24 protein-coding genes are annotated in these 26,166 nt (G+C 64.4%); 16 read left to right on the forward strand and 8 right to left on the reverse strand.

The window, feature by feature from the left end; all coding sequences use genetic code 11:
• Positions 1–277 precede the first annotated feature (277 nt).
• The 5 genes from ffh (at position 278) to rplS (ending at position 3,832) form a co-directional block, all read left to right on the forward strand.
• Positions 278–1,654: a signal recognition particle protein gene (gene ffh / locus ACNFG0_RS16390; protein WP_043212452.1), complete on the forward strand. Its 1,377-nt coding sequence runs from the start codon at positions 278–280 to the stop codon at positions 1,652–1,654.
• A 235-nt stretch (positions 1,655–1,889) separates the two neighbouring features.
• The gene (gene rpsP / locus ACNFG0_RS16395) at positions 1,890–2,141 is read left to right on the forward strand and encodes a 30S ribosomal protein S16 (RefSeq protein ID WP_023382041.1); all 252 of its coding nucleotides are present in this window, start codon (positions 1,890–1,892) and stop codon (positions 2,139–2,141) included.
• A 5-nt stretch (positions 2,142–2,146) separates the two neighbouring features.
• A complete protein-coding gene (gene rimM / locus ACNFG0_RS16400; protein ID WP_070574704.1) occupies positions 2,147–2,683 on the forward strand; it encodes a ribosome maturation factor RimM in 537 nt (178 codons plus the stop codon).
• Positions 2,684–2,686: 3 nt separating this feature from the next.
• Positions 2,687–3,439 (forward strand): tRNA (guanosine(37)-N1)-methyltransferase TrmD, encoded by a 753-nt coding sequence (gene trmD, locus ACNFG0_RS16405; protein ID WP_196144557.1) that lies wholly within the window; start codon positions 2,687–2,689, stop codon positions 3,437–3,439.
• A gap of 42 nt (positions 3,440–3,481) precedes the next feature.
• On the forward strand, positions 3,482–3,832 hold the full coding sequence (gene rplS / locus ACNFG0_RS16410) for a 50S ribosomal protein L19 (protein WP_196144558.1): 351 nt from the start codon (positions 3,482–3,484) through the stop codon (positions 3,830–3,832).
• 71 nt (positions 3,833–3,903) lie between these two features.
• On the opposite strand, the gene ACNFG0_RS16415 is transcribed toward rplS, so the two are convergent.
• A complete protein-coding gene (locus ACNFG0_RS16415) occupies positions 3,904–5,742 on the reverse strand; it encodes a cation:proton antiporter (RefSeq protein WP_416765637.1) in 1,839 nt (612 codons plus the stop codon).
• A gap of 68 nt (positions 5,743–5,810) precedes the next feature.
• Here ACNFG0_RS16415 and xerD point away from each other — a divergent pair, with 68 nt between their 5' ends.
• The 6 genes from xerD (at position 5,811) to ACNFG0_RS16445 (ending at position 11,544) form a co-directional block, all read left to right on the forward strand.
• Positions 5,811–6,707 carry a site-specific tyrosine recombinase XerD gene (gene xerD, locus ACNFG0_RS16420; RefSeq protein WP_196144560.1) on the forward strand — a complete coding sequence of 299 codons (897 nt, stop codon included), beginning with the start codon at positions 5,811–5,813 and terminating at the stop codon, positions 6,705–6,707.
• 151 nt (positions 6,708–6,858) lie between these two features.
• Entirely contained in the window at positions 6,859–7,608 is a 750-nt protein-coding gene (locus ACNFG0_RS16425; RefSeq protein ID WP_196144561.1) for a DsbC family protein, read from the forward strand.
• 82 nt (positions 7,609–7,690) lie between these two features.
• The gene (locus tag ACNFG0_RS16430) at positions 7,691–8,995 is read left to right on the forward strand and encodes a homoserine dehydrogenase (RefSeq protein ID WP_416765640.1); all 1,305 of its coding nucleotides are present in this window, start codon (positions 7,691–7,693) and stop codon (positions 8,993–8,995) included.
• 54 nt (positions 8,996–9,049) lie between these two features.
• A complete protein-coding gene (gene thrC, locus ACNFG0_RS16435) occupies positions 9,050–10,459 on the forward strand; it encodes a threonine synthase (protein ID WP_416765642.1) in 1,410 nt (469 codons plus the stop codon).
• 287 nt (positions 10,460–10,746) lie between these two features.
• Complete coding sequence (locus ACNFG0_RS16440) at positions 10,747–11,142, forward strand: response regulator (RefSeq protein WP_196144564.1); 396 nt, start codon at positions 10,747–10,749, stop codon at positions 11,140–11,142.
• Between the two features lie 120 nt (positions 11,143–11,262).
• Positions 11,263–11,544 carry a DUF3509 domain-containing protein gene (locus tag ACNFG0_RS16445; RefSeq protein ID WP_196144565.1) on the forward strand — a complete coding sequence of 94 codons (282 nt, stop codon included), beginning with the start codon at positions 11,263–11,265 and terminating at the stop codon, positions 11,542–11,544.
• A 196-nt stretch (positions 11,545–11,740) separates the two neighbouring features.
• On the opposite strand, the gene ACNFG0_RS16450 is transcribed toward ACNFG0_RS16445, so the two are convergent.
• A complete protein-coding gene (locus tag ACNFG0_RS16450) occupies positions 11,741–12,613 on the reverse strand; it encodes a TIGR02285 family protein (protein WP_416765644.1) in 873 nt (290 codons plus the stop codon).
• Positions 12,614–12,623: 10 nt separating this feature from the next.
• Positions 12,624–13,823: a CaiB/BaiF CoA transferase family protein gene (locus ACNFG0_RS16455; RefSeq protein ID WP_196144567.1), complete on the reverse strand. Its 1,200-nt coding sequence runs from the start codon at positions 13,821–13,823 to the stop codon at positions 12,624–12,626.
• A gap of 130 nt (positions 13,824–13,953) precedes the next feature.
• On the opposite strand from ACNFG0_RS16455, the gene ACNFG0_RS16460 reads away from it, so the two are divergent.
• From ACNFG0_RS16460 to ACNFG0_RS16470, 3 genes are all read left to right on the forward strand, one after another.
• Positions 13,954–14,496, forward strand: a complete 543-nt coding sequence (locus ACNFG0_RS16460; RefSeq protein ID WP_196144568.1) for a YaeQ family protein — start codon at positions 13,954–13,956, stop codon at positions 14,494–14,496.
• 30 nt (positions 14,497–14,526) lie between these two features.
• Positions 14,527–16,236: a single-stranded-DNA-specific exonuclease RecJ gene (gene recJ / locus ACNFG0_RS16465; RefSeq protein WP_196144569.1), complete on the forward strand. Its 1,710-nt coding sequence runs from the start codon at positions 14,527–14,529 to the stop codon at positions 16,234–16,236.
• A gap of 266 nt (positions 16,237–16,502) precedes the next feature.
• Positions 16,503–17,609 (forward strand): NADH:flavin oxidoreductase/NADH oxidase, encoded by a 1,107-nt coding sequence (locus ACNFG0_RS16470; RefSeq protein WP_196155870.1) that lies wholly within the window; start codon positions 16,503–16,505, stop codon positions 17,607–17,609.
• 112 nt (positions 17,610–17,721) lie between these two features.
• Here the strand turns inward: ACNFG0_RS16470 and ACNFG0_RS16475 are convergent, their stop codons facing one another.
• The 5 genes from ACNFG0_RS16475 to ydcS form a co-directional block, all read right to left on the reverse strand.
• Entirely contained in the window at positions 17,722–19,146 is a 1,425-nt protein-coding gene (locus tag ACNFG0_RS16475; protein ID WP_416765648.1) for a gamma-aminobutyraldehyde dehydrogenase, read from the reverse strand.
• A gap of 15 nt (positions 19,147–19,161) precedes the next feature.
• On the reverse strand, positions 19,162–19,968 hold the full coding sequence (locus ACNFG0_RS16480; protein WP_196155868.1) for an ABC transporter permease: 807 nt from the start codon (positions 19,966–19,968) through the stop codon (positions 19,162–19,164).
• On the reverse strand, positions 19,958–20,893 hold the full coding sequence (locus tag ACNFG0_RS16485) for an ABC transporter permease (RefSeq protein ID WP_196155867.1): 936 nt from the start codon (positions 20,891–20,893) through the stop codon (positions 19,958–19,960). Before ACNFG0_RS16485 ends, ACNFG0_RS16480 begins: the two co-directional genes overlap by 11 nt.
• A gap of 1 nt (position 20,894) precedes the next feature.
• Positions 20,895–21,935, reverse strand: a complete 1,041-nt coding sequence (locus ACNFG0_RS16490) for an ABC transporter ATP-binding protein (protein ID WP_196144574.1) — start codon at positions 21,933–21,935, stop codon at positions 20,895–20,897.
• Positions 21,936–22,338: 403 nt separating this feature from the next.
• The gene (gene ydcS, locus ACNFG0_RS16495; RefSeq protein WP_196155865.1) at positions 22,339–23,490 is read right to left on the reverse strand and encodes a putative ABC transporter substrate-binding protein YdcS; all 1,152 of its coding nucleotides are present in this window, start codon (positions 23,488–23,490) and stop codon (positions 22,339–22,341) included.
• A gap of 213 nt (positions 23,491–23,703) precedes the next feature.
• Between ydcS and ACNFG0_RS16500 the strand changes: the two genes are divergently transcribed.
• Complete coding sequence (locus ACNFG0_RS16500; RefSeq protein ID WP_196144576.1) at positions 23,704–24,426, forward strand: tellurite resistance TerB family protein; 723 nt, start codon at positions 23,704–23,706, stop codon at positions 24,424–24,426.
• Between the two features lie 114 nt (positions 24,427–24,540).
• The gene (locus ACNFG0_RS16505; protein WP_416765652.1) at positions 24,541–26,163 is read left to right on the forward strand and encodes a methyl-accepting chemotaxis protein; all 1,623 of its coding nucleotides are present in this window, start codon (positions 24,541–24,543) and stop codon (positions 26,161–26,163) included.
• The last annotated feature ends 3 nt before the right edge of the window (positions 26,164–26,166 follow it).

The raw sequence follows: 26,166 nt of genomic DNA on the forward strand, positions 1-26,166 counted from the left end.
GCAAGCCCGCTCCCACAGGCCCTGTGTACGCTTGTTGCGGGAGGTCACCCAGCCCTTTGGGCTGCGCTGTCGAGCAAAGAACAAACGGCCAGTGCTGACCCTCTGTGGGAGCCGGCTTGCCGGCGATGGGGGCGCCGACCATCCAGATCCGGTGGCGCCAAGGTGTGCGCCGTCGCCGCTCTTCGCTATAATCGCCGCCTTGCTGTGCCCAGCGCGTGTACATGTTCACCTGGGCGCCTGAAAAACCTCGGCTTCACTAGGGCCTGAAAGGATCACCATGTTCGAAAACCTGACCGACCGCCTGTCACAGACGCTGCGCCATGTCACCGGCAAGGCCAAGCTGACCGAAGACAACATCAAGGACACGCTGCGCGAAGTGCGCATGGCCCTGCTCGAGGCCGACGTCGCCCTGCCGGTGGTCAAGGATTTCGTCAACAGCGTCAAGGAGCGTGCGGTCGGCACCGAGGTGTCGCGCAGCCTGACCCCAGGCCAGGCATTCGTGAAGATCGTCCAGGCCGAACTCGAAGGCCTGATGGGCGCCGCCAACGAAGACCTGGCGCTCAATGCCGCTCCGCCCGCGGTGGTGCTGATGGCCGGCCTGCAGGGTGCGGGCAAGACCACCACCGCCGGCAAGCTGGCGCGCTTCCTTAAAGAGCGCAAGAAGAAGAGCGTGATGGTGGTGTCGGCCGACGTCTACCGTCCGGCGGCGATCAAGCAGCTGGAAACCCTGGCCAACGACATCGGCGTGACCTTCTTCCCGTCCGATATCAGCCAGAAGCCCGTGGCCATCGCCGAGGCGGCGATCCGCGAGGCCAAGCTCAAGTACATCGACGTGGTCATCGTCGACACCGCCGGCCGTCTGCACATCGACGCCGACATGATGGACGAGATCAAGGCCCTGCACGCCGCGGTCAAGCCGGTCGAGACCCTGTTCGTGGTCGATGCCATGACCGGCCAGGACGCCGCCAACACCGCCAAGGCCTTCGGCGACGCGCTGCCGTTGACCGGCGTGGTGCTGACCAAGGTCGACGGCGACGCCCGTGGCGGTGCCGCACTGTCGGTGCGCGCCATCACCGGCAAGCCGATCAAGTTCATCGGCATGGGCGAGAAGACCGAGGCTCTGGAGCCGTTCCACCCGGACCGTATCGCCTCGCGCATCCTCGGCATGGGCGACGTGCTCAGCCTGATCGAGCAGGCCGAGCAGAACATCGATAAGGCCAAAGCCGACAAGCTCGCCAAGAAGCTCAAGAAGGGCAAGGGCTTCGACCTCGAAGACTTCCGCGACCAGCTGCAGCAGATGAAGAACATGGGCGGCCTGGGCGGCCTGATGGACAAGCTGCCGAGCATCGGCGGGGTCAACCTGTCGCAGATGGGCAATGCCCAGGGCGCGGCTGAGAAGCAGTTCAAGCAGATGGAGGCGATCATCGACTCCATGACCCCGGCTGAGCGTCGCGACCCGGAAATCATCAGCGGCTCGCGCAAACGCCGCATCGCCCTCGGCTCCGGCACCCAGGTGCAGGATGTCGGCCGGCTGATCAAGCAGCACAAGCAGATGCAGAAGATGATGAAGAAATTCTCCGCCAAGGGCGGCATGGCCAAGATGATGCGTGGCCTGGGCGGGATGCTGCCGGGTGGCGGCATGCCGAAGCTGTAACGTCATTCAGGGTGGCTGCCTTTGATAGGGCAGCCACCCGGAACCCCCGCCTTGGCGGGAACTGATGTCGCGAAATTCGCGGCTTAACTGGCAGATCTGAACGGCGCGGCAGGCCCTCGCCGAAAAAGGCATTTGCAAATGTCCGTGTATTCCCCGAGAATATGCGGCCTTTTGGGCACCCTGTGCCCATTTGGGCATTCAGATTTGCAGCACCGACTATAGGAACGATGTTCACATGGTAACCATCCGTCTTGCCCGTGGCGGCTCGAAAAAGCGCCCATTCTACCACCTGACCGTGACCAACTCGCGTAACGCCCGTGACGGCCGTTTCGTTGAGCGCGTTGGCTTCTTCAACCCGATCGCATCGGGCGCCGAAGTCAAGCTGTCGGTCAACCAGGAACGCGTCAACTACTGGCTGAGCCAGGGCGCGCAGCCGTCTGAGCGTGTTGCTCAGCTGCTGAAGGACGCTGCCAAGGCCGCTGCCTGAGCAGTATGAACGCGACGCCAGAAAACGCTGACGCCCTCATTGTCGTCGGCAAGATTTTTTCGGTTCACGGCGTTCGCGGCGAGGTGAAGGTGTACTCCTTTACCGATCCGATTGAAAACCTGTTGGATTATCCGCGCTGGACGCTTCGGCATGAAGGCAAGGTAAAGCAGGTCGAGCTGGTCAACGGTCGTGGCTCCCAGAAGGGCCTGGTCGTGAAATTGAAAGGCCTCGACGATCGTGACGAAGCACGTCTTCTGAGCGGTTACGAAATCTGCATCCCGCGGAGCCTTTTGCCCAACCTGGCAGCTGACGAGTACTACTGGTACCAGTTGGTGGGCCTGAAGGTCATCAATCAGGACGAACAGCTGTTCGGCAAGATCGATCACCTGTTGGAGACCGGTGCGAACGATGTAATGGTGGTCAAGCCTTGCGCAGGCAGCCTGGATGATCGCGAGCGTCTGTTGCCCTATACGGAGCAATGCGTGCTGGCAGTCGACCTGGAAGCAGGCGTGATGCGAGTCGAATGGGACGCGGATTTCTAGACGATGGGTAACCTTCGCGTAGAGGTCGTCACCCTGTTCCCCGAGATGTTCTCGGCCATCACGGAGTACGGCATTACCAGCCGCGCGGTGAAACAGGGGTTGCTGCAAGTGACCTGCTGGAACCCGCGGGACTACACCACGGATCGCCACCACACGGTGGATGATCGGCCTTTTGGCGGTGGTCCTGGCATGGTGATGAAGATCAAGCCTCTGGAAGATGCCCTGGCCAGCGCCAGGCAGGCGACCGGAGCATCGGCGAAGGTGATCTACCTCTCGCCACAAGGCCGCAAGCTGACCCAGCAGGCGGTCGAAGGCTTGGCACAACAGGAATCGTTGATCCTGATTGCCGGCCGTTATGAAGGCATCGACGAGCGTTTTATCGAGGCTCATGTCGATGAAGAGTGGTCGATTGGCGACTATGTGCTTTCCGGTGGCGAGCTGCCGGCCATGGTACTGATCGATGCGGTTACGCGACTGCTGCCCGGAGCTTTAGGGCATGTGGACTCGGCGCAGGAAGATTCCTTCACCGATGGTCTGCTCGATTGCCCGCACTACACCCGACCGGAGGTGTATGCGGATCAGCGCGTTCCCGACGTGTTGCTTAGCGGCAACCATGCACACATCCGGCGTTGGCGGTTGAAGCAGTCCCTTGGTAGGACCTTCGAACGACGCGCCGATCTTCTGGAAAGTCGCTCGCTTTCTGGAGAAGAGAAGAAGCTGCTCGAGGAATACCTCCGCGAGCGGGACGATAGTTAACGTATCGATGGTGGATCGAGTTATCCGCCTTAGGAGCACAGCATGACCAACAAGATCATCCAGCAGCTCGAAGCCGAGCAGATGAACAAGGAAATCCCTGCCTTCGCACCAGGCGACACCGTTGTCGTCCAGGTCAAAGTGAAGGAAGGTGACCGTTCCCGTCTGCAGGCATTCGAAGGTGTCGTTATCGCCAAGCGTAACCGTGGCCTGAACAGCGCTTTCACCGTGCGCAAGATCTCCAGCGGCGTTGGCGTAGAGCGTACCTTCCAGACCTACAGCCCGCAGATCGACAGCCTGTCCGTGAAACGTCGTGGTGACGTGCGTAAGGCCAAGCTGTACTACCTGCGCGACCTGTCCGGCAAAGCCGCTCGCATCAAGGAAAAACTGTCCTGAGTGCAGTTTGACCGGTGGCCGAGGCCACCTTGCGAGAAAAAAAGCAGCCTTCGGGCTGCTTTTTTGCTTTCTCAATGATTGGCCATGTCCGCCTCGACGACCGCTTTGGCCTCCCGGTCGGCTTCCACCAGCGCTACCAGTGTCCAGCCCGGTTGGGGCTTGAGGGATGAATCCGGGCTGGCCACATGCACCCAGCCATTGGCATCGCGGGCGAACAGTACGGTGGCCCGATCACCATGTAGCGCCTGGTAGTCCTGCCAGGAAAAGCCCTCGGTCAGGTGGGTACTGTACAGCTCGGCCCCCTGGTGCAGGCGGTTGGCCAGTTGCCCATAGGTCATAGGGCTCGCTCCCAGCAGTTGGCCGCGATGTTCCTCGCTGGCGCGGTGCTTGTCGCTGCGCTGTTTCTCCAGGCCGCTGGCCAGCACGAACAGGCGGTTGTGGCCGAAGTCGTGGCGAAAGCGCGCGCAGGCCAGGGCATTGAGCTCGCCTGCCGGCGACAGGCCGAGCAGGTGGCCAAGGCCGACCAGGTCAAGGTGGGCATCGGCGTGCTGGGAGGCGGGGTTGCCGAAATAGGTCGGCAGCCCGTCCATGCGCGCGGCGCGGATGTTTTCCCAGCTGGAATCGGTCAGCAGCACTCTACTACCCAATTGTTGCAGGGCTTTGGCGACGGCGCGTGCCGGCGGGTTGGCGCCGACGATGAGAAAGCCGCTGGGCGCAGGTTCGGCGACCTTGAGCAGGCGGGCCAGGGGCCTGGCGGTGGCGCTCTGCAGCACCACGGTGCCGATGATCACGGCGAAGGTCAGCGGCACCAGCAGCAGGGCGCCCTCATGGCCTGCCTCATCCAGGCGGATGGCGAAGATGGCCGAGACCGCTGCGGCGACGATACCCCGCGGGGCGATCCAGGCCAGCAGCAGGCGTTCGCGCCAGCCCAGGCTTGAACCCCAGGTGGAGAGCAGCACATTGAGCGGGCGGGCCAGCAACTGGATCACCAGCAGCAATGCCAGTACCGCCGGGCCCAGGGCCAACAGTGCATGCAGGTCGAGGCGGGCGGCCAGGAGGATGAACAGGCCGGAAATCAACAGCACGCTGAGGTTTTCCTTGAAGTGCAGGATCTGCCGTACATCCACCCCTGGCATGTTCGCCAGCCACATGCCCATCACCGTCACCGCCAGCAGTCCGGACTCATGGACGATCTGGTTGGCGGCGATGAAGATGCCCAGCACCGCGGCCAACGATGCCAGGTTGTGCAGGTACTCCGGCAGCCACTGGGCGCGCATCACCTGCCCCAGCAGCCAGCCGCCGGCGGCGCCCAGCGCACTGCCGCAGAAAATCACCCCGCCGAAGGTCACAAGGCTCTGGCTCAGCCCCTCGCCATCGGTGCGGGCGATGATGAAGCTGTAGACCACCACCGCCAGCAAGGCACCGATCGGGTCGATGACGATGCCCTCCCAGCGCAGGATGTTGGCGATCGCCGCCTTCGGCCGCACCACGCGGAGCATGGGCACGATCACTGTCGGGCCGGTCACCAGGGTCAAGGTGCCGAACAGGATCGCCAGCGGCCAGTCGAAGCCCAGCAGCCAATGGGTGGCCACGGCGATCACCACCCAGGTGCTCAGCGCGCCCAGGGTCACCAGTCGATGCACCACGCTGCCGATCTCGTGCCATTGGGACAGGTGCAGGGTCAGGCTGCCTTCGAACAGGATCAGGGCCACCGCAAGGGACACCAGGGGCATCAAAAGCGGGCCGAACAAGTCTTGCGGCGACAGCCAGCCGAGCACGGGGCCGGCGAGGATCCCGGACAGCAGCAGGAACAGGATGGCAGGCAGTTTCAGGCGCCAGGCCAGCCATTGGCAGGCCAGTGCGGCGGCGCCGATGCCACCGAAACTCAAGAGAATCTGCTGTTCGCTCATGCGGGCTCCCTATGCCGACGTTGTTATGAAAGACTAAGCGCCAATTCGTCGTTTGCCACCGAGTTTTCATGTCCGCCCTCGACCACCCCCTGATCGACCAGTTCCTCGATGCCCTATGGCTTGAAAAAGGCCTGTCCGACAACACCCGCGCCTCCTACCGAAGCGACCTGGCCCTGTTCAACGGCTGGTTGCAGGCGCGCGGCGTGGCGCTACCGGACGTGGGGCGCGAACTGATCTTCGATCACCTGGCCTGGCGCGTCGACCAAGGCTACAAACCACGCTCCACGGCGCGCTTTCTTTCCGGGCTACGCGGCTTCTTCCGTTACCTGCTGCGCGAGCGGCTGGTCAGCGTCGACCCGACCTTGCAGGTCGACATGCCGCAGTTGGGCCGACCCTTGCCCAAATCCCTCTCCGAGGCCGATGTCGAGGCGCTGCTCAAGGCGCCGGATCTGGGCGAGGCCATCGGCCAGCGCGACCGGGCCATGCTCGAGGTGCTCTATGCCTGTGGGCTGCGGGTCACCGAGCTGGTCAGCCTGACCCTCGACCAGGTCAACCTGCGCCAAGGCGTGCTGCGGGTCATGGGCAAAGGCAGCAAGGAGCGCCTGGTGCCGATGGGGGAGGAGGCGGTGGTGTGGCTGGAGCGCTACCTGCGCGATGGTCGCAACGAACTGCTCAACGGCCGCCCCAGCGATGTGCTGTTCCCCAGCCAGCGGGGCGAGCAGATGACCCGGCAGACCTTTTGGCACCGCATCAAGCACCAGGCGCGGGTGGCCGGGATCGACAAGCCGCTGTCGCCTCATACCCTGCGCCATGCCTTCGCCACCCACCTGCTCAACCATGGCGCTGACCTGCGCGTGGTGCAGATGCTGCTGGGGCACAGCGACCTGTCCACCACGCAGATCTACACCCACGTGGCCAAGGCGCGCCTGCAACAGTTGCATGCCCAGCATCATCCGCGTGGATGAATGATTTTCATGTTCCGACCTGTGGCCTGTGAGGGCTGATTTAGCGCCTACCGGTTGTGGTAGGCTTGGACGGTTTCCAAGGGCCGCACGGTCGACGCCCGCTTGCCGCATGTCGACGCCCTCCGGCCCCGTCCGCCTTCAGGAGTACCCCATGCGCGTGACCCATCTTTTCGCCGCCGCCGCCCTGGCGCTGGCCAGCACCTTTGCCGTGGCTGCGGCCAGCGACGCCAGTGCCGGCGCCGAGCAGGCGATCCGCAACACCCTCAAGACGCTTGAGCTGGAAGTCCCGATCGAAAGCGTGGCCAGCAGCCCGGTCAATGGCCTCTATGAAGTCAAGCTTCAGGGTGGTCGCGTGCTGTATGCCAGCGCCGACGGCCAGTTCGTGATGCAGGGCTACCTGTACCAGATCCAGGACGGCAAGCCGGTCAACCTTACCGAGAAGACCGAGCGCCAGGGCATCGCCAAGCTCATCAACGGCATTCCGACTGCCGAGATGGTGGTTTATCCTGCCAAGGGCCAGACCAAGTCGCACATCACCGTCTTCACCGACACCACCTGCCCGTATTGCCACAAGCTGCACGCCGAAGTGCCCGAGCTCAACCGTCGCGGTATCGAAGTGCGCTATGTCGCCTTCCCGCGCCAGGGCCTGGGCTCGCCGGGTGACGAGCAGTTGCAGGCGGTCTGGTGTTCCAGCGACCGTCGCGCGGCACTGGACAAGATGATCGATGGCAAAGAAATCAAGGCCGCCAAGTGCGCCAACCCGGTCGGCAAGCAATTCCAGCTGGGCCAGTCGATCGGCGTCAACGGCACGCCTGCGATCGTCCTGGAAAGTGGCCAGGTGATTCCGGGCTACCAGCCGGCCCCTCAGGTGGCCAAGCTGGCTCTGGCGCAAGGCAAGTAATTCAAACAGTACGCCGTCTTCATGGGGAGACGGCACGTTTCACGGTCGGCGCAGGTGCCGGCCGTTCAATGGGGAGTTCACAGTGAAACCGGTCAAAGTAGGCATCTGTGGGTTGGGGACCGTCGGTGGCGGAACCTTCAATGTACTTCAGCGCAACGCCGAGGAGATCGCCCGCCGTGCCGGGCGCGGTATTGAAGTGGCACAGATCGCCATGCGCTCGCAGAACCCGAACTGCCAGATTACCGGTACCCCCATTACCGCTGATGTGTTCGAGGTCGCGAGCAACCCGGAGATCGACATCGTCATCGAGCTGATCGGCGGCTACACCATCGCCCGCGACCTGGTGCTCAAGGCCATCGAGAACGGCAAGCACGTGGTCACTGCCAACAAGGCGCTGATCGCCGTGCATGGCAACGAGATTTTCGCCAAGGCCCGCGAGAAGGGCGTCATCGTCGCCTTCGAAGCCGCGGTGGCTGGCGGCATCCCGGTGATCAAGGCGATCCGCGAAGGGTTGTCGGCCAACCGTATCAACTGGCTGGCGGGCATCATCAACGGCACCGGCAACTTCATCCTCACCGAAATGCGCGACAAGGGCCGTGCCTTCCCCGAAGTGCTGGCCGAAGCCCAGGCCCTGGGCTACGCCGAAGCCGACCCGACCTTCGACGTCGAAGGTATCGATGCGGCCCACAAGCTGACCATCCTGGCGTCCATCGCCTTCGGTATCCCGCTGCAGTTCGACAAAGCCTACACCGAAGGCATCACCCAGCTGACCACCGCGGACGTCAACTACGCCGAGGCCCTGGGTTACCGCATCAAGCACCTGGGCGTGGCCCGCAGCACCGACGCCGGTATCGAGCTGCGTGTCCACCCGACGCTGATCCCCAACGACCGCCTGATCGCCAACGTCAACGGTGTGATGAACGCCGTGATGGTCAATGGTGATGCCGCCGGCTCCACCTTGTACTACGGCGCCGGTGCCGGCATGGAACCGACCGCTTCCTCGGTCGTTGCCGACCTGGTGGACGTGGTACGCGCCATGACCTCCGACCCCGAGAACCGCGTGCCGCACCTGGCCTTCCAGCCAGACTCGCTGTCGGCCCACCCGATCCTGCCGATCGAGGCCTGCGAGAGCGCCTACTACCTGCGCATCCAGGCCAAGGACCACCCAGGCGTGCTGGCCCAGGTGGCGAGCATCCTGTCCGAGCGCGGCATCAACATCGAGTCGATCATGCAGAAGGAAGCCGAGGAACAGGATGGCCTGGTGCCGATGATCCTCCTGACCCACCGTGTGGTAGAACAACGCATCAACGACGCCATCGTCGCCCTGGAAGCCTTGCAGGACGTGGTCGGCAAGGTCGTGCGCATCCGCGTCGAACAGCTCAATTAATGTCAGAGGCGGGCCGCGACGGCGGCCCGCACCCAGAACCGAAGGTTTGCTCCCATGCGCTATATCAGTACCCGCGGCCAGGCACCGGCCCTGAACTTCGAAGATGTCCTGCTGGCCGGCCTTGCCAGCGATGGCGGCCTGTACGTGCCGGAAAACCTGCCACGCTTCACCCAGGAAGAGATCGCCTCCTGGGCCGGCTTGCCGTACCACGAGCTGGCCTTCCGGGTGATGCGCCCGTTCGTCGACGGCAGCATCGCCGATGCCGACTTCAAGAAGATCCTGGAAGAAACCTACGGCGCCTTCGCCCACGCCGCCGTTGCGCCGCTGCGCCAGCTGGGCGGCAACGAATGGGTCATGGAGCTGTTCCACGGCCCGACCCTGGCCTTCAAGGATTTCGCCCTGCAGTTGCTCGGCCGCCTGCTCGACCATGTACTGGCCAAGCGCGGCGAGCGCGTGGTGATCGTCGGCGCCACCAGCGGTGACACCGGTTCCGCGGCCATCGAAGGCTGCCGCCGTTGCGACAACGTCGACATCTTCATCCTGCACCCGCATCAGCGCGTGTCGGAGGTGCAGCGTCGCCAGATGACCACCATTCTCGGCGACAACATCCACAACATCGCCATCGAAGGCAACTTCGACGATTGCCAGGAAATGGTCAAGGCCAGCTTCGCCGACCAGTCGTTCCTCAAGGGCACGCGCCTGGTGGCGGTGAACTCGATCAACTGGGCACGGATCATGGCCCAGATCGTCTACTACTTCCATGCAGCGCTGCAGCTGGGCGGCCCGGCCCGCTCGGTGGCCTTCTCGGTGCCGACCGGCAACTTCGGCGACATCTTCGCCGGTTACCTGGCGCGCAACATGGGCCTGCCGATCAGCCAGCTGATCGTGGCGACCAACCGCAACGATATCCTGCACCGCTTCATGAGCGGCAACCAGTACGTCAAGGATGCCCTGCACCCGACCCTGTCGCCGTCGATGGACATCATGGTGTCGTCGAACTTCGAGCGCCTGCTGTTCGACCTGCATGGTCGCAACGGCGCGGCCATCGCCCAGCTGATGGAGCGCTTCAAGCAGGGTGGCGGCTTCAGCGTCGAGCAAGACCGCTGGACCGAGGCCCGCAAGCTGTTCGATTCTCTGGCAGTGACCGACGAACAGACCTGCGAGACCATCGCCGAGGTATTCGCCAGCACCGGTGAAGTGCTCGACCCGCACACCGCAATTGGCGTCAAGGCCGCCCGCGAATGCCGTCGCAGCCTGGACACGCCGATGGTGGTGCTGGGCACGGCGCACCCGGTCAAGTTCCCCGAGGCGGTGGAAAAGGCGGGCGTGGGCAAAGCCCTGGAACTGCCGGCGCACCTGAGCGACCTGTTCAGCCGCGAAGAGCGCTGTACGGTCCTGGCCAACGACCTGAAGACCGTCCAGGCCTTCGTCAGCCAGCACGGCAACCGCGGCAAGCCGCTCTGAGGTCATCGCGGGACAAGTCGGAGCGCCGCACCGCCGTTCCCACAGGGCCCCGCTCTTCGGTAGGAGCGGGTTTGTTGTGGGGGCGGCGGTTCGACTTGTCCCGCGATCACCAGCAACGCCGGTGCCATATGCCTTGGGGCATGTTTCGCCTGTAGACCCGTTCTTATTTGAGGTCGCCGCTCGGACGTTTCTATACTAGCTTCAGATTTTTCTTACATAGCTTTCAGCATGACGCCATTAGAGTGACTTGCCCATTCACCCCGGGCGGGACATCTCAGGAGCAGTTCATGCAATGGCTCAACGTGCTGATTCACGCACGACCTTCCCACGACATTTCTCTGCACCAGGCATGCAATGCCCACGGCGTCTTCAACGTACGGGTCGCCCAGGACCTGCTCGAGGCCAAGTCCTGCCTGGCGCAACGTGGTACGGTCGACCTGTTGATCCTGGACAATGCCATGCCCGTACGGGACGGGCGGGTCCTGCTCAGGCAGGTGGATCGCGCGCAGCGTCCCTGTGCGTTGCTGTTCGTCGGCGAGCCGGCGAGGCAGGGCGAGAGCCTGGCCCGTGAAGCCCGGCGACAGGACCTGAAGGTCGTCGGTGAGTTGTCCTGGCCGTTGTCGATGCCAACCTTGCAAAGAGCGCTGGAGTGCCTGGCGCTGCCGGCCGGCCTATCCCTCTGAGGCCGTGGTCAAACTGTCATGTCCGCCGCGCATGCTCAAGGTGACCGGCGCTGTGTGACGAACTTTCCACTGCGCCTGGTGGTCAGTTCCGATAGGTTCCACGAACAGCGAGTAAGCCGGATGGAAAGAATCTGCAAACTGCTCAACCATGCCCTGACCCCTTACCAGGCCCAGCTTGGCGAAACCGACGCCAGCGGCAACCGCCAACTCACCGTGGTCGACCAGCAAGGGGAAGTGACCCTCAAACGTTCCGTGAGCCAACGCCAGTTGCAGGACCAGCGGCTGCTGGTCGACCTGGTCGATGGTCTGCACCGGGACCTGCAGATCGCCGAAGGCCGCCTGCAACCTTGCGTGATCGCGGCCTTGCAGCACCAGCGAACATTCCAGGGAACCTTCGCCTGAACGGGTCATCAGAACCAGTAGGGGTGGTGTGACAGCGCTTTGCTCCGGTGCTGCGGGCTGCCCCTGGAGGTCACATTGGACTTCGCTTGACCCCGGACGATTCTTCCCCAGCGTTCGGGGTTTCTTTTTTTTATACCGTCAGCCTTGAGAAGTGTTTGTCGTGAAAGATTCGGCGCCTGTTCGATCGCGCGCCGCGCTAGTCTTGGCGATCTTCGAAAAAGTGCCTGCTGTGTTCCAGATAGTCCCGTTGTTGCTCCGGGTCCAGCCATCGGGCATACAGCGCAGGGAGGACGTCCCGGCGCAGGTGCGCCAGTAGTTGGTCGATATGGCGGATGGCTTCGCGCCCAAGCGGTGTGTCGGAGCAGCCGACATGCAGGAACTGGTAGCGGGTCACACCCTGGATGGGATGGAACGCATAATCGTCCAGCGGCCAACCCTGCGCCTGGATCAGGTAGCGGATTTCCGGCCAGTACCCCAGCACCAGTTGCAGGCGCCCGAGCTGCTGCATCTGCAACAGGTTGGTGGTGGCTTCGTTACCGTAATGGCGGCTCACGGCGGTGTCGGGCAACTGGCGTAGCATATCGTCGACCTGGGGGCTGTAGCTGCGTTCGGCGACGATGCCAAGCTTGAGGCGGGGTTCGGCGAGCAAGCGCTTGAGGTCGACTTGCTGGCCATCGAGAAGGGGCGCCAGCATGGCCTGGTCCTGCTTGCGCACCACAACGCCGCTGCTCAGCACGCCCAGAGAAGGCGTTGAAAAATGCACGAACTTGGCCCGTTCCGGCGTCCACAGCAATGTCGGGTCGCAGGTGAAGCTGGGCTCCTGGAGCATCTGGATGCCCCGGGCACGATTGACCCGGATGATGCTGTGGTCGTATTCGGGCATCTGCGCGATCAACTGAGGCAGCAAGCGGTCGATAACGCCCTGGCCTTGGGCCACACCATCGAAGATGGTGAAAGGCGGCAGGTCGCGTATCAGCCACATCAGGCGTTCCTTGGCGTTGGCCATGGCGGGCAGCAGTCCGCACAACAGGACCAGCAGGCCAAGTGCATGTCGGACGGCCTTGGGCATCGGCGTGCCGTCAGACCGCACCGGCTTCGCGCAACCGGCGGATGGCTGGCGTGTCGTAGCCCAGGCGGCCGAGCACCGCCTCGGTATGTTCGCCCAGGGCCGGGCCGACCCATTCGGCGGAGCCGGGGGTGTCCGAGAGCTTGGGAACGATGCCAGGCATCTTGAACGGCTTGCCATCGGGCAGCTTGGCCTGGAGGAACATTTCGCGGGCCAGGTACTGCGGGTCGTTGAACATGTCTTCGGCCGAATAGATCCGGCTCGCCGGTACCTCGGCCTCGGTCAGCACCTGCATCACCTGCGCCAGCGGCAGGCTGTTGACCCAGCGGTCGATGACACCGTAGAGCTCGTCGCGGCGCAGGTCCCGGCCGTCATTGGTGGCCAGGGCCGGGTCGATGGCCAGGTCATCGCGGCCGATGGCCTGCATGAAGCGCTTGAAGATGGCATCGCCATTGGCACCGATCTGTACGTGCTTGCCATCGGCGCTGGTGTGGATGGAAGAGGGGGTGATGCCCGGCATGATGTTGCCGGTGCGCTCGCGGATGAAGCCGAACACATCGAACTCCGGCACCATGCTTTCCATCATGGCGAAGATGGCTTCGTACAAGGCCACGTCCACCACCTGCCCCTGGCCACCGTTGACCTCTCGGTGACGCAGGGCCATGAGCGCGCCGATCACGCCCCACAGGGCGGCGATCGAGTCGCCGATGGAGATCCCGGTACGCACTGGCGGGCGGTCCTCGAAACCTGTGATGTAGCGCAGGCCGCCCATGGACTCGCCCACGGCGCCGAAACCGGGCTGGTCTTTCATCGGGCCGGTCTGCCCGAAGCCCGACAGGCGCACCATGACCAGGCGTGGGTTGAGCGCATGCAGCACATCCCAGCCCAGGCCGAGCTTCTCCAGCACGCCGGGCCGGAAGTTCTCGATCAGGATGTCGGCCTCGGCCAGCAGCCGCTTGAGGATCTCACGGCCATCGGGGTGCTTGAGGTTGAGCGTCAATGACTGCTTGTTGCGTGCCTGGACGAACCACCACAGCGAAGTGCCCTCGTACAGCTTGCGCCATTTGCGCAAGGGGTCGCCGCCATCGGGGGATTCCACCTTGATGACCTCGGCGCCGAATTCGGCACAGATGCGCGAGGCGAAGGGGCCGGCGATCAGGGTGCCGAGCTCGATCACTTTCAGGCCGGCGAGGGGTTTGCTGGACGTGGGCATGGGGCATCCGTGGCGACTGGGTTGATGCGTGGTTTTATCATAGGTCATCGGTTGCAGGTACTGTCGCGGCACAACGAAGGGCGGGATCGGTTAGACTGTGTGACTTTTATTTCGCAAGAAGCCCCCGCCCATGGCCCAGCCGTCCACCACCTACAAGTTCGAACTGAATCTGACCGACCTCGACCGCGGCGTGTACGAGAACGTCCGCCAGACCATCGCCCGCCATCCTTCGGAAACCGAGGAACGCATGGCCGTACGCCTGCTGGCCTATGCCCTGTGGTACAACGAGAACCTGTCGTTCGGCCGTGGCCTGTCGGACGTGGATGAGGCCGCCCTGTGGGAAAAGAGCCTGGATGACCGCGTCTTGCATTGGATCGAAGTCGGCCAGCCGGATGCCGAGCGCCTGACCTGGTGCTCACGCCGTACCGAGCGCACCAGTCTGCTGGCCTATGGCAGCCTGCGGGTATGGCAGAACAAGGTGGTCGATGCGGTCAAGGGCCTGAAGAACCTGAGCATCGCCGCGGTGCCCCAGGACGTGCTGGAAACCCTGGCCACCGACATGCCCCGTTCGATCAAGTGGGACGTGATGATCAGCGAGGGCACGCTGTTCGTGACCGACGACCGTGGCCAGCACGAAGTGCAGCTGGAGTGGCTGCTCGGTGAGCGTGGCTGACCTGTTCCCAACCTGACTGCCGAAGCCCCCATGCGTATCGAACCTCGTCCCCTGCCACCGAGCCTGCCTTTTCTCGGGAACCTCCCGCCCTTGCTGACCCGCCTGTACGCCGCCCGTGGCGTGCAGTCGGAGGCCGAACTGGACAAAAGCCTGGCGCGGCTGTTGCCCTACCAACAGCTCAAGGGCATCGACGCGGCGGTGGACCTGCTGGTCGAGGCGCTCGACCAGCGCCAGCGCATCCTCATCGTCGGTGACTTCGACGCCGATGGTGCGACGGCCAGTACCGTCGGTGTACTTGGCCTGCGTCTGCTGGGCGCGGCCCATGTCGACTACCTTGTGCCGAACCGTTTCGAATACGGCTATGGCCTGACCCCCGAAATCGTCCAGGTGGCCCTGCAGCGCGAGCCGCAGCTGCTGATCACGGTGGACAATGGCATCTCCAGTGTCGAGGGTGTCGCCGCCGCCAAGGCGGCCGGCCTGAAGGTGCTGGTCACCGATCACCACCTGCCGGGCGAACACCTGCCGGACGCCGATGCGATCGTCAACCCGAACCAGCCCGGCTGCGATTTTCCCAGCAAGGCCCTGGCCGGCGTGGGGGTGATCTTCTATGTATTGATGGCCCTGCGCGCGCGCCTGCGCAGCCTGGGCCGCTATGACAGCCAAGCGCAGCCGAACATCGGCGAGCTGCTCGACCTGGTGGCCCTGGGCAGTGTCGCCGACGTGGTGCCCTTGGACGCCAACAACCGCATCCTGGTGCACCAGGGGCTGGAGCGTATCCGTGCCGGCCGGGCCCGGCCGGGGCTCAAAGCCATCCTCGAGGTGGCCCGACGCGACCACCGGCGCATCACCTCCACCGACCTTGGCTTCATTCTCGGCCCGCGCCTGAATGCGGCCGGCCGCCTGGACGACATGAGCCTGGGGATCGAATGCCTGCTCTGCGATGACGCGGCGCTGGCGCTGGACATGGCCCAGCAGCTCGATGGGCTGAACCAGGACCGCAAGTCCATCGAGCAGGGCATGCAGCGCGAGGCGTTGGCCCAGCTCAAGGACCTGCCGGTCGAGTCCATGCCCTATGGCCTGTGCCTGTTCGAAGCCGACTGGCACCAGGGGGTGATCGGCATCCTTGCGTCGCGGCTGAAGGAGCGTTACCACCGACCGACGATTGCCTTTGCTGACGCCGGCGAGGGGATGCTCAAGGGCTCGGCGCGCTCGGTGCCTGGGTTCCATATCCGCGACGCGCTGGATGCGGTGGCGGCGCGCCATCCGCATTTGATCAGCAAGTTCGGCGGGCATGCCATGGCGGCCGGCCTGTCGTTGCCGGCGGAGCACTTCCCGGCGTTTGCCGCGGCCTTCGACGAGGAGGTTCGCCGGCACCTTGGGGAAGAGGACCTGACCGGGCGCTTGCTGTCCGACGGCACGCTGGCGGTCGAGGAGTTCCACCTGGACCTGGCGCGCGCGTTGCGTCACGCAGGGCCTTGGGGGCAGCACTTCCCCGAGCCGCTGTTCCATGGAGTTTTCCAGCTGGTCGAGCAGCGGGTGGTGGGGGAGCGGCACCTGAAGGTGGTGCTCAAGAGCGAGTGCGGGTCGGTCAGGCTGGATGGGATTGCCTTCGGGATCGACCGGGAGGTCTGGCCGAACCCTACGGTGCGCTGGGTGGAGCTGGCCTACAAGCTGGATGTGAACGAGTTTCGTGGGCAGGAGAGTGTGCAATTGATGATTGCGCACATGGAGGCGCGGTAGTCCGGTCTGTTGGGTCAATCTCGACGCAAGTCGGACCACCGCTTCTTCGGATTTTCGAGCTCAGCGCTACCCCTGTAGGAGCGGGCTTGTCCCGCGATCGGGCCAGAACAGGCAACCAAGCACCCGGACGGCATCGGCCGTTCGACAGCAAACCAACATCCCTCACCCTCCCTATCTGGTCTAGTCTGAACACTACCGATACCGGACCAAGGCCTCACACAAGTGCCCGGACCGGCCAACCATTGGAGTCCCTGGGAGGTCCCCTCATGAGCCTGCTGCTTGAGCCCTACACCCTGCGTCAGCTGACCCTACCCAACCGCATCGCCGTCTCCCCCATGTGCCAGTACTCCGCCGCGGACGGCCTGGCCAACGATTGGCACCTGGTGCACCTGGGCAGCCGTGCCGTCGGCGGCGCTGGCCTGGTGATCACCGAAGCCACGGCTGTCACTCCCGACGGTCGCATCAGTGCCGAGGACCTGGGCCTGTGGAACGACGCCCAAATCCCCCCGCTGCAACGCATCACGCGCTTCATCACCGCCCAGGGCGCCGTGCCCGGCATCCAGCTCGCCCATGCCGGGCGCAAGGCCAGCACCCATCGCCCGTGGCTTGGCAAGCATGGCAGCGTCAAGGTCGAAGACGGCGGCTGGCAGCCGGTAGGCCCGTCGAAGATCGCCTTCGATCCGGAGCATACGGTGCCCCATGAGTTGTCCGAAGATGAAATCGCCGGCATCGTCCAGGCCTTCGCCGATGCTGCTCGCCGTGCGCTGGAGGCAGGTTTCAAGGTGGTCGAGGTGCATGCTGCCCATGGCTACCTGCTGCACCAGTTCCTGTCGCCGCTGAGCAACCAGCGCCGCGACCGCTATGGCAGCTGCTTCGAAAACCGTATTCGCCTGACCCTGGAAGTCACCGAGGCGGTGCGCAAGGTTTGGCCTCAGGAGTTGCCCCTGTTCGTACGGGTCTCGGCCACCGACTGGGTCGAAGACGGTTGGAACCCGGACGAAACCGTCGAGCTGGCCCGGCGCCTGAGGGCCATTGGCGTGGATCTGATCGATGTGTCCTCCGGCGGCACCTCGGTCAACGCCGAGATTCCCACCGGCCCGGGGTACCAGACTCGCTTCGCTGAACGGGTGCGCAAGGAGTCGGAGATCGCCACCGGTACCGTGGGCATGATCACCGAACCAGCCCAGGCCGAGCACATCCTGCGCACCGGGCAGGCCGACATCATCTTCCTCGCCCGCGAGTTGCTGCGCGACCCGTACTGGCCCTTGCACGCCGATGACGACCTGGGCGGCAACAAGGCCACCTGGCCGGCCCAGTACCAGCGGGCTACCAGCCGGGCCAACCCGATCCATGAGTCGGATTTGAGGGAGTAGCCCCGGTCAATCGCACCAATCCTAATCGCGGGGCAAGCCCGCTCCCACAAGGGCCTGATGGGAGACGGTTTGCCCGCGATTGGACCGGTAAAGGCAACCGGCATGTCTACCTTCAATGCTTGATCATCACATGCCGCACGCAGGTGTAGTCCTCCAGGCCATACATCGACATGTCCTTGCCATACCCCGAATGCTTCTGCCCGCCATGGGGCATTTCGCTCACCAGCATGAAATGGGTGTTGATCCAGGTGCAGCCATACTGCAAGCGCGCCGCCAGGCGATGGGCGCGGCCGGTGTCGCGGGTCCACACCGACGAGGCCAGGCCGTAGTCGGAGTCGTTGGCCCAGGCCAGGGCCTGGGCTTCGTCGCTGAAGCGCGTCACCGACACCACCGGGCCGAACACTTCGTGGCGCACGATCTCGTCGTCCTGCTGGGCGTCGGCCAGCACCGTGGGTTCGAAGAAGAAGCCATCGCCCGGTAGCACCTTGCCGCCCGTGACCAGGCGGATGTGTGGCTGGGCGATAGCCCGCTGCACGAGGCCCGCGACCTTGTCGCGGTGCTGGGCGCTGATCAAGGGGCCCAGTTCGGTATCGGCGGCGTCCTGCAGGCCTGGCTTGATACTGGCCACTGCCTGGCCCAGGCGCTCGACGAAGCGTTCGTAGATGCCGTCCTGCACATAGAGGCGGCAGGCGGCGGTGCAGTCCTGGCCTGCGTTGTAGAAACCGAACGTGCGGATGCCCTCGATGGCGGCATCCAGGTCGGCGTCGTCGAACACCAGCACCGGCGCCTTACCGCCCAGTTCCATGTGCATGCGCTTCACGCTTTCGGCGGTAGCACCGATGATGCGCGCGCCGGTGGGGATGGAGCCGGTCAGCGAGACCATGCGTACCTTGGGGTGGGTGACCAGTGGTGTGCCGACCGTCTGGCCACGGCCGAAGATGATGTTCAGCACCCCGGCGGGCAACAGGTCCTGTGCCAGTTCGGCCAGGCGCAGGGCGGTCAGCGGCGTCATCTCCGAAGGCTTGAGCACCACTGTGTTGCCTGCCGCCAGGGCTGGCGCGATCTTCCAGGCCAGCATCATCAGCGGGTAGTTCCAGGGCGCGATGGAGGCGACCACGCCCAATGGGTCGCGGCGGATCATCGACGTGTGCCCCGGCAGGTATTCGCCGGCCGCCGAGCCGCCCAGGCAACGGGCGGCACCGGCGAAGTAGCGGAATACGTCGGCGATGGCTGGGATCTCGTCACCCAGCGCCGCGGCGAACGGTTTGCCGCAGTTCTGCGACTCCAGCCGGGCCAGCTCCTCGCCATGGCGCTCGACCGTGTCGGCCAAGGCCAGCAAGGCTTGGGCACGGTCCTTGGGCGTGGTCTGCGACCAGGCGGCGAAGGCCTGGTCGGCGGCGCGCACCGCGGCGTCCACTTGGGCCTCGCTGGCTTCGTTGATCTGCGCCAGGGCGCTGCCCAGGGCCGGGTTGAGCACGGTCCAGGCCGGGCCTTCGCCGTTCACCAGGCGGCCATTGATCAGCATTCGGGTTTGCATGGGAGTCCTCCTAGGTCATTTGCCGCTGCCCGCAACGCTTTCGCCGCCACGGGTCAGGTAATAGGCGCCGAGAATCGGCAACATGGTCACCAGCATCACCAGCATGGCGACCACGTTGGTCACCGGTACGTCGCGTGGGCGGCTGAGCTGGTTGAGCAACCAGATCGGCAGCGTGCGTTCGTGCCCGGCGGTGAACGTGGTGACGATGATTTCGTCGAACGACAAGGCAAAGGCCAGCATACCGCCGGCCAGTAGGGCCGAGCCGAGGTTGGGCAGGATGATGTAGCGAAAGGTCTGCCAGCCGTCCGCGCCCAGGTCCATCGAGGCTTCGATCAAGCTCTGGGAGGTGCGCCGCAGGCGCGCGATGACGTTGTTGTAGACGATTACCACGCAGAACGTGGCATGGCCGACCACGATGGTGAAAATGCCCGGTTCTATGCCCAGTTGCTTGAAGGCCGCCAGCAAAGCGATGCCGGTGATGATGCCGGGCAGGGCGATGGGCAGGATCAGCATCAGCGAGATGCTTTCCTTGCCGAAGAAGCTACGCCTGTACAGGGCCGCTGCCGCCAGGGTGCCCAGCAGCAGGGCGATCAGGGTGGCCAGGCAAGCCACCTGCAGCGACAGCTTGATCGCCTCCAGCACGTCCGGGCGCGAGAAGGCCACGCTGAACCACTTCAGGGTGAACCCCTTGGGCGGGAAGCTGAATGCGGCGTCTTCGGTATTGAAGGCGTAGAGCAGGATGATCAGGATCGGAAAGTGCAGGAACAGCAGCCCACCCCAGGCCGCCAGGCGCAGGCCCAGCGAGGCTTTTTCAGAGTGCATCGAAGGCCCCCAAGCGTTTGACGATCGACAGGTACACGGCAATCAGCACGATGGGCACCAGGGTGAAGGCGGCGGCCATGGGCATGTTGCCGATCGCGCCCTGTTGGGCATAGACCATGCTGCCGATGAAGTAGCCCGGCGGCCCGATCAACTGCGGCACGATGAAGTCGCCCAGGGTCAGGGAAAAGGTGAAGATCGAACCCGCGGCAATGCCCGGTACCGCCAGTGGCAGTATCACCAGGCGGAAGGTCTGCCCAGGCCGGGCGCCCAGGTCGGCGGAGGCTTGCAGCAGCGACGGGGGCAGACGCTCCAGCGCGGCCTGGATCGGCAGGATCATGAACGGCAGCCAGATGTACACGAACACCAGGAAACGCCCCAGATGGGAGGTCGACAACGTACTGCCGCCAACGCCGGGAACGTCCAGGGCCGCCTGCAGCAGTGGCTCCAGGTGCAGCTGCTGGATGAACCACTGGGCCACGCCGCCCTTGGCCAGCAGCAAGGTCCAGGCATAGGTCTTGACGATGTAGCTGGCCCACATCGGCATCATCACCGCGATGTAGAAGAACGCCTTGGTCCGGCCACGGGTATGGCAGGCCATGTAGTAGGCGATGGGAAAGGCCAGTACCGCGCTGGCCAGGGTAACGGCGATGGCCATCACCAAGGTGCGCAGGATAATGTCGAAGTTCGAGGGGGCGAACAGTGCGGCGAAGTTGGCCAGGGTCAGGTCCGGCGTCACCGCCATGGTGAAGTCGTCGAAGGTGTAGAAGCCCTGCCAGAGCAGGCCCAGCAGCGAGCCGAGGTAGATCGCGCCGAACCAGGTCAGGGGGGGAGCCAGCAGCAACGCGAGGTACAGGTTGGGGCGCCGGTAGAGCAGGGTGCTGAGGCGGCGCGAAGGCCGGGTGTCGCGCTCCAGGGCCAGGCTCACTTTACTGCACCTCGCCAGGCAAGGTTTCCCGCAGTCCGGTCATCGCTGCCCGTGGCCAATGGGCCTGCACGCGCTGGCCGGGTTGCCAGGGAAACGGGTGCGCCTGCCATTGGTCATTGGCTTGGCTCACGGTCAGCAGCAGGCCATCGTCCAACTGCACGTCATAGCGTGTGGCGCTGCCCTGGTATTGAATGTCATGCAGCAGGCCGCTGACCTGGATGTCTTGGCTGGCATCGGCCTGGCCGCCGAGGCGGATATGCTCGGGGCGGATGGAGAACGGCGATGCATCCCCCGTGAGTCGCCTGGCCAGGTCGCCGCGGATCACGTTGGAGGTGCCGACGAACTGAGCGACGAAGGTGGTCGCTGGTTTCATGTAGAGGTTGCGCGGCGTGTCGACCTGCTCGATACGCCCGCGGTTGAAGACCGCGACCCGGTCGGACATGGACAAGGCCTCGGACTGGTCATGGGTGACGAAGATGAATGTAATGCCCAGTTGGCGCTGGAGTTTCTTCAGCTCGCCCTGCATCTGCTCGCGCAGCTTGAGGTCCAGGGCACCGAGGGGCTCGTCGAGCAGCAGCACCCGTGGGCGGTTGACCAGCGCGCGGGCCAGGGCCACACGTTGGCGCTGGCCGCCGGAGAGTTGTGCCGGCCGGCGTTCGGCGTAGCCGGCCAGGGCCACCATGGCCAGGGCTTCGTCAGCCCGTGCGTAGCGTTCGGGCTTGGCTACGCCCTTGACCTTCAGGCCATAGGCGATGTTGTCGCGTACATTCATGTGCGGGAACAACGCGTAGTCCTGGAACACCGTGTTGACGTCGCGTTGGTAGGGCGGCAGGCCGGCAGCTTCCACGCCGTGCAGGCGGATCGAGCCGCTGCCGGGCTGCTCGAAGCCGGCGATCAGGCGCAGGCAGGTGGTCTTGCCCGACCCGGAAGGGCCGAGCATGGAGAAGAACTCGCCTTCCTGGATGTCGATGCTGACCCGGTCGACGGCCATGACCTCGCCGAATGCGCGGGTGACCTCGGTGAGCTGGACGGCTAGGGGCATTGCGTTGGCTCCGTGCAATCGTTGTCTTCTGCCTGACCGGGCTTGCCTTTGCGATGCAACGGCGATGGCAGTGCCGGCCCAATCGCGGGACGAGCCCGCTCCCACAGGATTACCGCAATCTTGAAATACCGCTGTCTCTGCAGGAGCGGGCTTGCCCCGCGATCAAGGGCGAAGCCCTTGCCAGCAGCGGCGATGGCAGTGCCGGCCCAATCGCGGGACGAGCCCGCTCCCACAGGATTACCGCAATCTTGAAATACCGCTGTCCCTGTGGGAGCGGGCTTGCCCCGCGATCAAGGGCTAGCCCTTGCCAGCAGCGGCGATGGCAGTGCCAGCCCAATCGCGGGACGAGCCCGCTCCTACAGGATTACCGCGATCCTCAGATTGGGAAACGCGTCAATCGGTCTCAACGCCCTCCCATGATCGCGATGTAGTCCTGGGTCCAGCGGCTATAAGGTACGAACTTGCCGCCCGAGGCCTGTGGGGTCTTCCAGAAGGCGATTTTGTCGAAGTTGTCGAAACCGTTGGTCTTGCAACCCTCGGCACCGAGCAGTTCGCTGCCGGTGCACGCAGCAGGAACTGCCGGCAGCGAACCGAACCAGGCCGCCACGTCACCTTGCACCTTCGGCTGCAGTGACCAGTCCATCCACTTGTACGCGCAGTTCGGATGCTTGGCCTGGCTGTGCAACATGGTGGTGTCCGCCCAGCCGGTGGCACCCTCCTTCGGTACGGTGGAGGCCACCGGCTGGTTGTCGGCCTTGAGGCTGTTGACCATGTAGCCCCAGGAGCTCGAGGCGACGACGCCTTCGTTCTTCACGTCGCTCATCTGTACCGTGGCGTCATGCCAGTAGCGATGGACCAGCGGCTGTTGCTGGCGCAGCAGGTCGAGCACGGCCTTGTACTGGGCCTCGTTCAGTTCATAAGGGTCCTGGATGCCCAGTTCCGGTTTGGCCGACTTCAGGTACAGCGCAGCATCGGCGATGTAGATCGGCCCGTCGTAGGCTTGCACTCGCCCCTTGTTGGGCTTGCCGTCCGGCAGGTCCTGGGGCTCGAAGACCACGCTCCAGCTGCTCGGTGGTTGCTTGAATACCGTGGTGTTGTACAGCAGCACGTTCGGGCCCCATTGGTACGGCGTGCCGTAGACCTGCTTGTCGACCACGTACCAGCCGCCGTCGCGCAGGCGCGGGTCGATGTTCTTCCAGTTGGGGATCAGCGCGGTATTGATCGGTTGCACCCGCTTGCCAGCGATCAGGCGCAGCGAGGCATCGCCCGAGGCGGTCACCAGGTCGTAGCCACCCTTGGTCATGAGGCTGACCATCTCGTCGGAGGTCGCGGCGGTCTTCACGCTCACCTTGCAGCCGGTGGCCTTCTCGAACCCGGTGACCCAATCATAGGCCTTGTCACTCTCGCCGCGTTCGATGTAGCCGGGCCAGGCCACGATATCCAGGCGCCCTTCGCCGTCGCCCAGACTCTGGGGCAGGCCGGCGGCCTGCAGGTGGGCGCTGGCCAGCAGGGCGCAGGTCACGGCGCTGGACAATGCGGTCTTGTGCACTGGCATGGTGTTCCCTCTTTTTAACGTTCTAGTCGGGGCAGTCGTCAAGAAAGCAGTGAAGCGATGGGATAAGCGTAGTGCGGTTGGCGCGGGCCGCAGTCGAGTCTAGTTCGTTTTTATCGAGTAGCCGCGCAACATCCGGAAGCAAATGCATTAAGCGTGAATTCAGTGTGCGGGCCTACTCTGGGACTTTCCTTTCCAGCGAAGAGGTAATGCCAGATGAATACCCGTGGCTTGCTCGACCAACTGCTCAAGTCCGGCCAACAGTTGCTGCAGGATTCGCCAGGCAAGGGCGGCGCAGGCAAGGCTTCCGGCCTTGGCGACCTGCTCGGCGGCCAGGCGGGCAAGGGCGGCCTGGGCAGCCTGCTCTCCGGTGCCGGCGGCGGCGCGCTGGCGGCAGGTGCCATGGGCTTGCTGCTGGGCAACAAGAAGGCCCGCAAGTACGGTGGCAAGGCCCTGACCTATGGCGGCCTGGCCGCCCTCGGCGTGCTGGCCTACAAGGCGTACGGCAACTGGCAGGCGCGCCAGGGCACGGCCCAGCCGCAGGAGCCGCAGACCCTCGACCGCCTGCCTGCAGCCCAGGCCGAGCAGCACAGCCAGGCCGTGCTGCGCGCCCTGGTGGCGGCCGCCAAGTCCGATGGCCATATCGACGAACGTGAGCGGGCATTGATCGAAGGCGAGTTCGTCAGGCTCGACAACGACCGCGAGCTGCAGCACTGGCTGCATGCCGAACTGAACAAGCCGCTGGACCCGGCCGAAGTCGCCAGTGCCGCGCAGACACCGGAAATGGCCGCCGAGATGTACCTGGCCAGCGTGATGATGGTCGACCAGGAGAACTTCATGGAGCGCGCCTACCTGGATGAACTGGCGCGCCAGCTGCGTCTGGACGCGACCTTGCGCCAGGAGCTGGAAGCACAGGTCAGGCTCGCCGCGGGGCAATGACCGGCATGGGCAGGGATGCCCCCTTCACCCTTTGATTGAGCTGCGATTGCGCTGGTCGCCTACGCTATACTCTGGCGATTTTCCCCGCTCGTATCGAATTCCTGAGGGCTGAATGTGAAGAACTGGACCTTGCGCCAACGGATCCTGGCAAGTTTCGCCGTGATCATCGCCATCATGCTGCTAATGATCGTGGCCGCCTACTCACGGCTGGTGGCGATCGAGGCAAGCGAGGAGTCGGTGGGGTCCGACAGCATTCCAGGTTTCTACTACAGCTCGATGCTGCGCAGTGCCTGGGTCGACAGCTACGTGACCAGCCAGCAACTGGTGGGGCTGTCCAGCCGCCGCGAGCTGACAGCGGCTGACCTGGCGCAGTTCAAGTCGTTCGAAGAGCGCCTCAAGCAATACATGGCCAGCTACCAGAATACGATCAACGACCCGGACGACCAGACCGCCCTCGATACCTTCAGGCGCCTGGAAGAGGACTACATCAAGATCCTCGACCAAGTCCTTGAAGCCTATCGGCAGAAGAACTATGACGAGGCCGAGCGCCTGGTGAACGATGTGCTGACCCCGGCGTGGGTCAATGGTCGCCAACATCTCAATGGTGTCATCGAGCGCAACCGGGAATCGGCCGAGTCGGCGACCAACGATATCGTCACTGCGGTGGCGACCGCCAAGGGCAGCATGGTCGTTTCGTTGCTGCTGGCGATCGTCGCCGCCGGCATCTGCGGCCTGTTGCTGCTGCGCGCGATCACAGCGCCCGTGCAGCGCGTCGTGCATGCACTGGACAAACTGCGTTCGGGCGACCTGAGCATGCGCCTGAGCCTGGACCGCAAGGACGAGTTCGGCAGCATCGAGACCGGCTTCAACGAAATGGCCGAGGCCCTGGCCAATCTGGTGGCCCAGGCCCAGCGCTCTTCGGTGCAGGTGACCACCTCGGTTACCGAGATCGCCGCCACGTCCAAGCAACAGCAGGCTACCGCCACCGAGACCGCCGCCACCACCACGGAAATCGGCGCCACCTCGCGAGAAATCGCTGCCACCTCCCGTGACCTGGTGCGAACCATGACCGAGGTCACCTCCGCCGCCGACCAGGCCTCTGTACTCGCCGGCTCCGGCCAGCAGGGCCTGGCGCGCATGGAAGAAACCATGCACCAGGTGATGGGCGCTGCCGACCTGGTCAACGCCAAGCTGGCGATCCTCAATGAGAAGGCCAGCAACATCAACCAGATGGTGGTGACCATCGTCAAGGTGGCCGACCAGACCAACCTGTTGTCGCTCAATGCCGCCATCGAGGCGGAGAAGGCCGGCGAGTACGGCCGTGGTTTCGCCGTGGTCGCCACCGAGGTACGCCGCCTGGCCGACCAGACGGCCGTGGCTACCTACGACATCGAGCAGATGGTGCGCGAGATTCAGTCCGCCGTGTCGGCCGGGGTCATGGGCATGGACAAGTTCTCCGAGGAAGTGCGGCGGGGCATGTTCGAAGTCCAGCAGGTGGGCGAGCAGTTGAGCCAGATCATCCACCAGGTACAGGCCTTGGCGCCGCGGGTGCTGATGGTCAACGAGGGCATGCAGGCCCAGGCCACCGGTGCCGAGCAGATCAACCAGGCCTTGGCCCAGCTCAGCGATGCCAGCACCCAGACCGTGGAGTCGTTGCGCCAGGCCAGCTTCGCCATCGATGAACTGAGCCAGGTGGCTGCCGGACTGCGCGGCGGCGTGTCGCGCTTCAAAGTCTGACCG

The organism is Pseudomonas sp. NY15372 (assembly GCF_048068215.1).
Lineage (GTDB): Bacteria > Pseudomonadota > Gammaproteobacteria > Pseudomonadales > Pseudomonadaceae > Aquipseudomonas > Aquipseudomonas guariconensis_A.